8 protein-coding genes are annotated in these 12,339 nt (G+C 64.6%); all 8 read right to left on the minus strand.

The genetic code is table 11. The features are described 5' to 3' along the window. Positions 1-597 (minus strand): carboxypeptidase-like regulatory domain-containing protein (locus tag VK519_RS08800; protein WP_324349107.1); only part of this gene is annotated, 597 nt, incomplete at its 3' end. A gap of 354 nt (positions 598-951) precedes the next feature. Continuing rightward, positions 952-2,163, minus strand: a complete 1,212-nt coding sequence (gene metK, locus VK519_RS08805; RefSeq protein ID WP_324349109.1) for a methionine adenosyltransferase — start codon at positions 2,161-2,163, stop codon at positions 952-954. 169 nt (positions 2,164-2,332) lie between these two features. Continuing rightward, a complete protein-coding gene (locus VK519_RS08810) occupies positions 2,333-3,781 on the minus strand; it encodes an efflux transporter outer membrane subunit (RefSeq protein ID WP_324349110.1) in 1,449 nt (482 codons plus the stop codon). Beyond that, on the minus strand, positions 3,778-7,092 hold the full coding sequence (locus tag VK519_RS08815) for an efflux RND transporter permease subunit (protein ID WP_324349112.1): 3,315 nt from the start codon (positions 7,090-7,092) through the stop codon (positions 3,778-3,780). The genes VK519_RS08810 and VK519_RS08815 overlap by 4 nt, the downstream gene beginning before the upstream one ends. Continuing rightward, positions 7,089-10,196 carry an efflux RND transporter permease subunit gene (locus tag VK519_RS08820; RefSeq protein ID WP_324349113.1) on the minus strand — a complete coding sequence of 1,036 codons (3,108 nt, stop codon included), beginning with the start codon at positions 10,194-10,196 and terminating at the stop codon, positions 7,089-7,091. The genes VK519_RS08815 and VK519_RS08820 overlap by 4 nt, the downstream gene beginning before the upstream one ends. Before the next feature lie 19 nt (positions 10,197-10,215). Beyond that, positions 10,216-11,469, minus strand: coding sequence for an efflux RND transporter periplasmic adaptor subunit (locus VK519_RS08825; RefSeq protein WP_324349114.1), 1,254 nt, complete (start codon positions 11,467-11,469; stop codon positions 10,216-10,218). Positions 11,470-11,565: 96 nt separating this feature from the next. Next, positions 11,566-11,847, minus strand: coding sequence for a DUF427 domain-containing protein (locus VK519_RS08830; protein WP_324349115.1), 282 nt, complete (start codon positions 11,845-11,847; stop codon positions 11,566-11,568). 58 nt (positions 11,848-11,905) lie between these two features. Continuing rightward, the coding region (locus VK519_RS08835; protein ID WP_324349117.1) for a tRNA-dihydrouridine synthase at positions 11,906-12,339 on the minus strand (434 nt) is incomplete at its 5' end.

Here is a 12,339-nt window from a genome sequence, read left to right on the forward strand (position 1 = left end):
CGAACCGATGCCCGTGAGCGCATTGGTGACCGAGAAACCATTGATGTAGTACTGGTTTTCCGCGGCCGAGGCGCCACCGAACGAAGCGACGTTGCCGTAGCGTGAGTCGGACTGCACCGTGCCCGGGGCGAGGAGCGCCGCGGCCGTGGTATTCCGCGCCAGCGGCAGCTTGCGCAGCTGCTCGGCGTTGATCACGGTACGCGAGTCCGTGGCCGAAACGTCGATCGTGGGCAACGCGCTGGCGCTGACACTGACACCCGCCAGGGCGGTGGCCGCAGCGACGAAGCTGACGTCGGTGCCGGCGCCAAGGTTGACGCTGACATGGGTGCGCGACTGTTCCACGGCGCCTTGGCGCTTGAGGTCCACACGGTACTGGCCGACCGGCAGCGATGGCGCGCGATAGCGGCCTTCGGCATCGGCGGTGATCTCGCGCACCAGGCCGGTGTCGAGGTTCTCCACGCGTACGGTATCGCCCGCGGCGACGCGGCCGAAGATCACGCCCGAGGCGTTGGACTGGGCGAAGGCGGGTGCGCTGATGGCGCAGGCGAGGGCGGCAGCCAGCAGGCGGCGGCTTGGCGTTTGGTGCGATGGCGTCATGCGGGTGGATCTCCCCAGTGCAACTTGGATGGCCGGATCGGTGAACGACACGGCGAACTGGGGTAGATGTCGAAGCGCGCGGCATGGCCGTCCTGGCCGATTGCGCGCGTGCATGACCCGACATCCGTATCAGGTCGCCGGACGTGGCGGTCCGGTGCGCGCCGCGACTGTGCGCGGCTGGTGTTGAACCTACACAGAGCCAAGGGCGCGTGTCAATGAAATGCACGCATAGGCATGAAGGCCGCCGCATTTTTAAGACAAGTTCGATGAACTATCGGACAGTGGATTGCGCGAATACATTACGCGCATAAAAAAAGGCCGCCCGGGGGCGGCCTTCCTATTCGAGCGATTACCTTACTTGCGCTTGGCGACCAGGCCAGCCGCTTCGCGGATTTCATCCGCCTTGTCCGTCTTCTCCCACGAGAACGCAGTGAAGGTGTTGCCATGGGCATCCTTCATCTCGTACGGCGTGCGACCGAAGTGGCCGTTCGACGCCGTGGGCTGGTAGATCGGGTGCACCAGGTCGAGCATCTTGATGATGCCGTACGGGCGAAGGTCGAAATGCTTGCGGATGATCTTCTCGATCTTCTCGTCGGCGATCTTGCCCGTGCCGAAGGTCGTGACCGAGATGGACGTAGGCTCGGCCACGCCGATGGCGTAGGACACCTGGATCTCGCAGCGGTCGGCAAGGCCGGCAGCCACGATGTTCTTGGCGACGTAACGCGCGGCGTAGGCGGCCGAACGGTCCACCTTGGACGGATCCTTGCCCGAGAATGCACCGCCACCGTGGCGAGCCCAGCCGCCGTAGGTGTCGACGATGATCTTGCGACCGGTCAGGCCGCAGTCGCCCACCGGGCCGCCGATGACGAACTTGCCGGTCGGGTTGATGTGGAACTTGGTGCCTTTGTGCAGCAGCTTGGACGGCAGCACGGGCTTCAAGATCAGCTCGCGCACGCCTTCGATCAGGTCTTTCTGCTTCACACCCGGATCGTGCTGGGTGGACAGCACCACTGCATCGATGGCCACGGCCTTGCCGTCTTCGTAGCGCAGGGTGACCTGGCTCTTGGCATCCGGTCGCAGCCACGGCAGCGGGGAGTTCTTCTTCTTGCGCACCTTGGTCTGCTGCTCGACCAGGCGGTGGGCGTAGTGGATGGCCGCCGGCATGAATTCCGACGTTTCGCTGGTGGCGTAGCCGAACATCAGGCCCTGGTCGCCGGCGCCCTGTTCCTCGGGCTTCTTGCGGTCCACGCCCTGGTTGATGTCGGGCGACTGCTTGCCGATCAGGTTGAGCACGCCGCAGGTCTCGCCGTCGAAGCCGACTTCCGAGCTGTTGTAGCCGATGTCCAGGATCACCCGGCGCGTGAGCGCTTCAAGGTCGATCCAGGCGCTGGTGGTGATTTCACCGGCGACGATGGCCACGCCTGTCTTCACCAGCGTTTCGCACGCAACGCGAGCCGCCGGGTCCTGGCCGATGATGGCATCGAGGACGGCGTCGGAAATCTGGTCGGCGATCTTGTCCGGGTGGCCTTCGGAAACCGACTCGGAAGTGAAGAGGTAGCTGCTCATCGCGGCGATATATCCTTCTTTACGGATAAAGAGATAAATAGGGGTCGCCATGATACACGGCGGCGGCCGGGTTTGCTGAATCTTCAGACTACGCGCGGCATGTGGCACATATGCGGCAAGGCAGGATGGGGTCCACGGGCGTCGCAGCGAGTGGTGAGACGACCCGGCGCTACCGCCTGGCGGTCCGTGGGGTGAGCTCATCCTCCGACCATCCGCCGCCGAGGTCGCCGATCAGGGTCACCGTATCCACCAGTTGCTGCTGGCGCAGGTTCAGCCCATCTTGCGCCGTGGCCAGGGAAGTGGCCTGGGCGGCGGCCACCGTGGCGTAATCGACGGTGCCGGCACGGTACTCGTTGAGGGCCACTTCGGCGCCCTGGGCCGCATCGCGCACCGCGGCGGATTGCACCTGGGCCTGTTGGCCGAGGATGCGCAATCCGGAGAGGTCGTCCTCGACGTTCTGCAGCGCCGTCAACACGCTACCGCGATAGTTTGCCACCGATGCCTCGTAGCCGGCCCGTGCGGCGGCCACCTGGCCATGGCGTGCGCCGCCGTCAAGGAGGGTCTGGTCGACGTCGGCGCCCAGTGACCAGACATGATTGGCCACGTGCAGGAGGCCTGCGAGCGGCGACTGCGAGAAGCCATCCGCCGCCGATAGGGAAATGCTGGGGTAGTACGCCGCGATGGCCACGCCGATCGACGCGTTCTGGGCAGCCATCTGGCGCTCGGCGATGGCAACATCCGGACGGCGTTGCAGCAGCGTGGATGGCACGCCGGCAGGTACCACGGGCATGGCCGGAAGCGTGCCGTCACGGGGGATATCCAGGTCTTCCGGATTCATGCCAACCAGTACGGCAATCGCGTGGACGAGCTGCGCGCGCGCCACTCCCAGTGCGATCAGGTTCGACTGGGCGTTCTCAAGCTGGGTACGCGCGGTGATCACGTCCGACGGCGCGGCGGTGCCGGCGGCACCCTGGTTGCCGACCACCCGAGCCGCTTCCTTGAAGGCATCGACGGTTTTGGAGAGCAGGTCGGCGTTGGCATCGGTGATGCGCAATTGGATGACGGCCGTAGCCAGGGCGGTCTGCTCGGACAACGTGGCATTGGCCAGGGTCGCTTCGCTGGCCTGGGCGGTGGCCGTGTTTTCCTCGATGCTGCGGCGGACGCTGCCCCACAGGTCCGGCGCCCAGCTGGCACTGCCTTCGAGAGAACCTGAGTTCTCGATCGATCCTGGGTTCGCGGCGGAGCCTGCCGTGGTCGCTGCGTTGCCGCGTCCGTTGCGTTGCCGGGTGGCGGAACCGGTGACACCCAAGGTCGGGAACAGCGCACTGCGCGCTATCTGCACCTCGGCGAGCGCTTGCTGGTAGTTGGCATAGCTCACGCGCACGGTCTGGTTGGATACCGAAACCATCGGCTCGAGGCGATCGATGAGCGGATCGTGGAAGCCTGTCCACCAGTCGCCCTTGGGTGCCTCGGCAGCAGGCGAGGCCTCGGTCCAGCCCGGCAGCTCCTTGAACGCCGCGGGCATCTTCACGGGCGGGCGTTGGTAGTCAGGTCCCACCATGCAGCCACCGAGCACGATGGCCAGCGCGACAGAAAGGATTTTCAGGGTATGGCTCATGGTCGTGCGCTCGCGTCGGACCGGTTCCAGGGCAGGCCGCCCGACCATGCGGCAAGCCTGGCGCGGAGGCGGTCGAGGTAGAGATAGATCACCGGCGTGGTGTACAGGGTGAATACCTGGCTCAATACCAGGCCGCCCATGACGGTAATGCCCAGCGGCTGGCGCAGCGACGCGCCCTGGCCCAGGCCGACGGCCAGCGGCACGGCGCCAAGCACGGCCGCCGCGGTGGTCATCATGATCGGCCGCAGGCGAAGCACGGCGGCGTCATGGATGGCACGCGGTGCGTCCAGGTGTTCGTCGCGCTGCAGGTGGATGGCGACGTCGATCATCATGATGGCGTTCTTCTTGACGATGCCGATCAACAGGATGATGCCGATCATCGCGATCACCGAAAACGGCGTGCCGAAGATCAACAAGGCAAGCGTAGCGCCGATGCCGGCCGAGGGCAGGGTAGACAGGATGGTCACTGGATGCACCGCGCTTTCGTACAGCATGCCCAGCACCAGGTACACGGCAGCTAGCGCGGCCAGCACCAGCAAAGGCAGCGTCGACATCGATTGCGAATAGGCCTGGGCGGCGCCGGCGAAGGCGCCGTGGATGGACGCTGGCAGATGCAACTCCTGCGATACCTGCGCGAGGGTCGCCGATGCCTGGCTCAAGGAGCCACCGGCCGGCAGGTTGAACGAGATCGTCGCGGCCACCAGGCCGCTCTGGTGGCTGACCTGCGTTGCCGTGTGGTTGCTGGTGTACGACGCCAGCGCCGGGAACGGCACCAGCGTTTCGGCCGAGGTGCTGTCGGCGCTGCCGCTGGAACTGCCGCCCTTGGCGTTGGAAATGGCATTGGTGAGCTGGTTGGCCTCGGCATTCGCGTTGAGCGCATTGGCCGGCGATGCGGATGCCTGGGCGGTGGATACCACCGACGCCAGGGTCGGTGCCTTGACCAGCGCCTGCGACATCTGCGTCTGCGCCGTGCCCGAGGCATTGCCTGCGGCCGTGCTGAAGCGCATCCGGTTGAGCATCTGCGGATACTGCCAATAGGATGGCGCCACCTCCATCACCACGAAATACTGGTTGAGCGCGTTGTAGATGGTCGACACCGTTCGCTGGCCGAAGGCGTCGTACAGCACGCTGTCGATCTGGTTGGGCGCGAAGCCGTAGCGCGCCGCGGTGGCGCGGTCGACATTGACATAGACCTGCAATCCGTTCTGCTGCAGGTCGGAATTGACGTCCATCACCTGGCCGCGGTCCTTGCCCAGCGCCGTGACCAGTTTCGGCACCCAGGTGTACAGCGCCTCCGGATCGTCGCTGGTGAGCGTGTACTGGTATTCGGCCGCCGAGGAACGGCCGCCGATGCGCAGGTCCTGCGCCGCCTGCAGGAACAATCGCGCACCGGACACCGCATTGAGCTTTGGCCGCAGCCGGTTGACCACCTCGGTGGCGCTCACGCCGCGTTCGGCCAGGGGTTTGAGCTCGATGAATACATTGGCCGTATTCTGCGCGCGGCCACCGGTGAAGCCCGCCACCGACGCTACGGCCGGGTCCTTCTGGACGATGGCCTGCAGCTGCGCGAGCTTCTGTGCCATGGCCTGGAAGGAAATGCTCTGGTCGGCGATGATCTGCCCCTGCAGGATGCCGTTGTCCTGCTCGGGGAAGAACGTCGAGGGCACCAGGCGTACCAGCGCCACGTTCAGTACCACCAGGCCGATGAGCGTCAGGCCCACCAGGGCCGCGTGGTCGAGTACGGCAGTGAGCGAGCGTGAATAAGCTTGTTTGAAGCGCTCGAATTGGGCCTCGTACCATACCGCCCAGCGCGCCTTCGAATGCAAGGCACGGTTCCGGTCCAGCACGTACGCCGCCATGGTGGGCGTGATGGTGAGCGAGATCACCAGCGAGAACATGATCGCGATGGATAGCGTCATGGCAAATTCATGGAACAACAGGCCCACGATGCCCGGCATCAGCAGGATCGGCAGGAACACCGCGATCAGCGACAGGCTCATCGAGATCACCGTGAAGCTCACTTCAGCACTGCCGCGAAGCGCGGCCTCGCGCGGGTCCATGCCCGATTCGACATGCCGCACGATGTTCTCAAGCACCACCACGGCGTCGTCGACCACGAAGCCGGTGCCGATGGTGAGCGCCATCAGGGAGAGATTGTCCAGGCTATAGCCCAGCAGGTACATCGGGCCGAAGGTGCCGATGATCGACAGCGGCAACGCCACGGCGGGGACCAGGATCGACCGCGGCGACTGCAGGAAAACGAAGACCACACCGATCACCAGCAGCACGGCGATGAACAACGTCTTCTGCGTGTCGTTGACCGCGGCATGGACCGATTCGGAGCGGTCCAATGCCACGTCCAGATGCACGGCATGGGGCAGCACCGCCTGGATGTCGGGCAGTGCCTTGCGGATCTGTCCGACGGTCTTGACGATGTTGCCGCCGGGAATGGGAAAGACGATCACCAGCACCGCCGCCTTGCCGTTATAGAGGCCGGCGTTGCGCAGGTTCTCGGCCGAATCCTGGACGTCGGCGATATCGCGCAGCATCACCGGGGCGTTGTTGCGATAGGCGACAACCAGGTCGCGATAGGGCGCCGCCTTGCTGATCTGGTCGTTGGAGATCACCTCGAAGCGCTGGTTGCCCTGGTCGATGTGGCCCTTGGCGCTATTGGCGTTGGCCGCACTGATGGCGGCGCGCACGTCTTCAAGGCCGATGCCGTAGCTGTTGAGCTGGTCGGGCTGCAATTCCACTCGCACCGACGGCAAGGCACTGCCGCCCAGGGTGATCTGGCCCACGCCGTCCACCTGTGAAAGCTGCTGCTGGATCACCGAGTTGGCCGAGTCGTAAAGCTGGGCACGGGTGAGCGTGTCGGAGGTGAGTGCCAGCACCATGATCGGAGCATCGGACGGGTTGTACTGGCGGTAGGTGGGGTTGTTGCGCAAGGTCGTGGGGAGATCCGCCCGGGCCGCCTGGAGCGCCGCCTGCACATCGCGGGCGGCACCGTTGATGTCGCGATCGAGCCCAAACTGGATGGTGATCTGCGACGAACCCACGGAGCTGGTCGAAGTCATCTCCGAAACATCGGCGATCGTGCCGAGCCGGCGCTCCAGGGGCGCTGCCACGGTGGAGGCCATGGTCGAAGGACTGCCGCCGGCCATGCTGGCCTGGACCACGATCACCGGGTAGGTGACGTTGGGCAGCGGCGCCACCGGCAGATGGAAATACCCCAGCGCACCGGACAGCACGATGGCGACGGCCAGCAGGGTGGTCGCCACCGGACGCCGGATGAAGACACCGGGGATGTTCATGTCGCAGGCTCGGCCGCGTCCCCGGCACGCTTACGCCCGACGCGCTGTGCGAGGCGATCGAAGAACAGGTACACCACAGGCGTGGTGAAAAGCGTCAGCACCTGGCTCAACGCCAGGCCGCCGATGATGGCAAGGCCCAGCGGTCGGCGCAGTTCCGAGCCCGTGCCACTACCGAGCAGCATCGGCAAGGCGCCGAGCATGGCGGCAAGCGTCGTCATCAGGATCGGGCGGAAGCGCAACAGCGATGCCTCGAAGATCGCTTCCGCCGGCGGCTTGCCGTGTTCGCGTTCCGCCTCGAGGGCGAAGTCGACGATCATGATCGCGTTTTTCTTGACGATGCCGATCAACAGCACGATGCCGATGATGCCGATCACGTCCAGGTCGCTGCCGGCGATCATCAGTGCAAGCAGGGCGCCGATGCCCGCCGAGGGCAGCGTGGACAGGATCGTCAGCGGATGGATGAAGCTTTCGTAAAGCACGCCAAGCACGATGTACACGGCCACCAGGGCGGCGATCAGCAGATACACCTCGCTTGAGAGCGAGTCCTGGAACGCCTGGGCGGCACCCTGGAACGACGAGGTGATCGATGGAGGCAAATGCACCGCCTGCTCGGCGGCGTTCACTTCATCCACCGCCTTGCTCAATGACGCATCGCGGGCCAGGTTGAAGGAAACCGTCACCGCCGGGAACTGCGCCAGGTGGCTTACCACCAGCGGCGAACGGGTGACCTTGATCGCGGCAATGCCCTTCAATTGCACCTGGCCGCTGCTGCCTGTCTGGCTGGGCAGGTAGATGTTGCCCAGTGCCTCAAGTGACGGAATGCTCTCGGGCTTGGCCACCAGGATCACCCGGTACTGGCTGGACTGGTTGAAGATCGTCGAGACGATGCGCTGCCCCAGCGCGTCGTAGAGGGCATTGTCAATGGTGGCTGGCGTGATGCCGTAGCGTGCCGCCAACTGGCGGTTCACCTCCACGTCAACGCTCAGGCCGTCGTTGTCCAGATCGCTGGTGACATCGGTGATCGAACTGATGTGCTTCATGCGCTCCACCAGCGCAGGCACGTATTGCTTGAAGGCCTCCTGTGTAGGCCCGCGCAACACGAATTGGTACTGGTTCGGCGATATCGTCGTGTCGAGGGTAAGGTCCTGCTCCGGCTGCAGGAACAGCTTGATGCCCGGGATATCGGCCACTTCCTTCTGCAGGCGGCGCGCAACGTCGGCGGCACGCAGCGAGCGATCGCCAATGTCCTTGAGGTTGATCAGGAAGCGGCCGTTGTTCAGCGTGGTGTTGGTGCCGTCGATGCCCACGTATGAAGTGAGGCCGGTGACGTCGGGATCCTTCAGGATGGCGTCGGCAAGGGCTGCCTGACGGTCCACCATGGCCCGGTACGACACCGAGTTATCCGCAATGCTGATGCCCTGGAGCACACCGATGTCCTGCACGGGGAACAGCCCCTTGGGAATCACCACATACAGCACGGCGGTCAATGCGATCGTTGCCAGGAACACCAGCAGGGTGGTGGTCTGGTGGCGCATCACCACGCGCAGGCCGCGCTCGTAGGCAGCCAGTGTCCTGTCGAACAATCCTTCGCTTAAGCGCTCGAAGCGGCTTGGGTGGCGCTCGGACTGGGCGCGCAGGATGCGCGCGCAAAGCATCGGCACCAAGGTAAGGGACACCACGCCCGACAGGACAATGGTGACGGCAAGCGTCACGGCGAACTCATTGAACAGCCGTCCGATCACGCCGCCCATGAACAGCAGCGGGATCAACACCGCGATCAGTGAGACGGTCAGCGACACGATGGTGAAGCCGATCTGCCCGGCACCCTCCAGGGCCGCTTCCATCGGCGTGTGGCCTTCTTCCAGGTAGCGCACGATATTCTCGATCATCACGATCGAGTCGTCGACGACGAAGCCGGTGGCGATGATCAGCGCCATCAGCGACAGGTTGTCGATCGAATAGCCCAGCTGGTACATCACCGCCAGCGTGCCGACCAGCGATACCGGCACCGAGATGCTGGGGATGATCGTTGCCGGCAGGTTGCGCAGGAAGACGAAGATCACCAGCACCACCAATATGATGGCCAGTACCAGCTCGAAGGCGGCATCGGCCACCGACGAGCGGATCACGCCGGTACTGTCGGACACCACCTGCACTTTCATTCCCGCCGGCAGCGTCGATTCAAGTTGTGGCAATTCCTTCTTGATCTGGTCGACCGTGGCTATCACATTGGCGCCCGGCTGGCGCTGCACGTTCAGCACGGTGGCCTGGGTACGGTCGAACCACGCACCCTGCTCGGTGTTCTGCGCCGACTGGGTGACGCGGGCAACGTCGCGCAGGTACACAGGGGCGTTGTTCTGGTAGGCGATCACCGTTGCCAGGTAGTCCTTGGGATCCTGGATCTGATCATTGCCATTGATGGTGTAGTCGAGCTTGGGCCCGTCGAAGTTTCCTTTCGGCTGGCTTACGTTGACGTTTGCGATCAACGAGCGAAGGTCGTCGATATTGAGCCCGTACGCCGCCAGCTTCTGCGGGTCCGCCTCGACGCGGACGGCCGGGACGTTGCCACCGGCGGGCGTCACCAGGCCCACGCCAGGCACTTCGGAGATCTTAGCGCCAAGGCGATTGTTGGCCACGTCCTGAAGCTGCGGCAGTGACATCGAATCGGACGTCACGGCAAGGGTCAGGATAGGCTGGTCGGCAGGATTGACCTTCGCATAGGTCGGTGGCGCCGGCAGGCCCGCCGGCAGCAGGCTGTTGGATGCGTTGATCGCTTCCTGCACGTTCTGCTCGGCAATGTCCAGGTTCAGCGCAAGGTTGAACTGCAGCGTGATCACCGACGCCCCCGCCGAGCTGTTGGAGGTCATCTGCTGGAGCCCGGGGATCTGCCCAAGCTGTACTTCCAGCGGCGCGGTGACGGTCGTGGCCATCACCGACGGGCTGGCGCCGGGATAAAACGTGCGTATCTGGATCGTCGGGTAGTCGACGGCGGGCAGGGACGAGACCGGCAGGAAGCGCACCGCGACCACGCCCACCAGCACCAGGGCGATCATCAGCAGCGACGTGGCCACGGGCCTGACGACGAACAGGCGGGAAATATTCATCGGTTAAAGGATGATCCGCCTAGGACGCCTGGGTGGACGGCGCCGCGCCGTGCGCATGCCTGCCGCCCTTGCGTGGTGCGTCGCCCGTCGACGAGGCATGGGCCGGACCTGTACCCGGCGCGGACCTTGCCCCGGCGAGCCTGATCTTGGCGCCGTCGCTCAGGCGGTCCATGCCGTCGGTAACCACGGCCTGGCCAGGCGTGAGGCCGGCCAGGATGACGGTGTCCTTGCCATCGCTCGGCCCCAGCGTCACCTTGTGTACCGACACGCTCTGGTCGGCATTGACCAGGTACACATAGTCGCCGGGCGCGCCGCTGAGTACCGACGGCGTGGGCACCAGTACGGCCTGGTGCAGCGTGTCCACCAGCAAACGGATGTTGACGAATTCGTTGGGATAGAGCACTTCGTCGTCGTTGGGGAAGCTGGCACGCAGGGTGACGGTACCAGTGCCCGTGGCCATCTGGTTGCCCAGCGCGTAAAGGGAGCCCGTGCCCAGCTGCTTGCTGTTGTCGCTGTTGAAGGCCGAGACGCTGAGCTTGTCCTGGCCATGGAAGCGCTGCAGTACCTTGGTCAGTGAGTTCTGCGGGATGGTGAATTGCACCGTGGTCGGCTTCATCTGGGTGATGGTGACGATGCCCGGCGATGTCGATTGCGTGACGTAATTGCCCGGGTCCACCAGGCGCAGTCCCACGCGCCCGGCGATGGGCGCGGTGATGTGGCAATAGGTGAGGTCCAGGTCGAATTGCGCGATGTTGGCGCGGTCGGCCTGCACGGCGGCCTCGTCCTGCTTCACGGTGAACTGCTGGTCGGCGAAGGTCTGCTCGGCAATCGACTTCTGCTGGTTCAACTGCGTGAAACGCACAAGGTCCGCACGCGCCTGCGCCAGGCTTGCCTGGTCCTTGGCCAGCTGCGCCTGGGCCTGTTGCTTGTCGATTTCGAACTGGCGCGGGTCGATCTGTGCAAGGAACTGGCCCTGGGCGACGTCCTGGCCTTCCTGGTACCCGACAGAGGTGAGATAGCCGCTCAACTGGGGCAGCACATTGACCGTGGCGATCGGCGTGACGGTGCCCAGTTCGTCGAGCACCTCGGGCATGTCGCCGAGCCTTGCCGTGGTGGTGCTTACCACCTGGGGCGGTGTCCCAGGCCTTTCCTTCTTGCCGCCCAGGGCGTGGATGATGATCAATACCAGGGCGACGATGACGACAATGAACAAAACCACGAGCCCGCGCCGTCGATGGAACGGCCGGGCTGCGTGCGGGGTACCACCACTCATGAACGGTCTCCGTGTGCTCGCACCACGGTTAACGATCCAGTAGCGGGTATCGTTGACGACCGGCGGTTCCCTACGTCATGAATTATGTTTCATGCGTCACGGTTCGACGCGGATGCCCTTCCAGAACGCCACGCGGTGCGCGATCTGCCTGGCGGCGCTGGACGGTTCAGGGTAGTACCAGGCGGCATTCGGATTGGTTTCACCGTCCACCACCACGTCGTAGTAGCTCGCCGTGCCTTTCCACGGACACACGGTGTGGTTGGAAGTTTCGCGAAAGAATTCCTTCCGTAGGGAGTCGGCCGGGAAGTAGTGGTTGTTCTCCACCACCACGGTGTCGTCGCTGGTTGCAAGGACGGTGTCTTTCCAGATCGCACGCATGGGACAAGCCTTCAGTTTCGATAGAAACCAATCTTACGCGCGCGGCGTGAAGCGGGCATCAGGCGGCCAGGCGTTCGCCTGCGGAAAGGGCGGCGAAGTAGTCGGCGGTCAGGCGCAACTGTTCGCTGGCTGTCTCGGCACGGTTCACCACCTGGCGGAAGGCTGCGTTCTGCTGGCGGTCGCGGGCGTACCAGCCCAGGTGCTTGCGGGCAATGCGCACGCCCTGCAGTTCACCGTAGAAGGCGTAAAGCGCGTGCAGGTGTCCGCAGAGGATCGCGGCCACCTCGCCAGGGGTGGGCTCCAGCAGGTGCTCGCCGGTAGCCAGGAAGTGGACGATTTCCCGGAAGATCCATGGCCGTCCCTGCGCACCCCGGCCGATCATGACCGCATCGGCGCCGGTGAGGGTAAGCACAAGCCTGGCTTTCTCCGGGGTATCGATGTCGCCGTTGGCAAGCACCGGGATGCCCACCGCGGCCTTTACCGCGGCAATGG

Source organism: Pinirhizobacter sp. (assembly GCF_035317885.1).
Classification (GTDB): Bacteria; Pseudomonadota; Gammaproteobacteria; order Xanthomonadales; family Rhodanobacteraceae; genus Pinirhizobacter.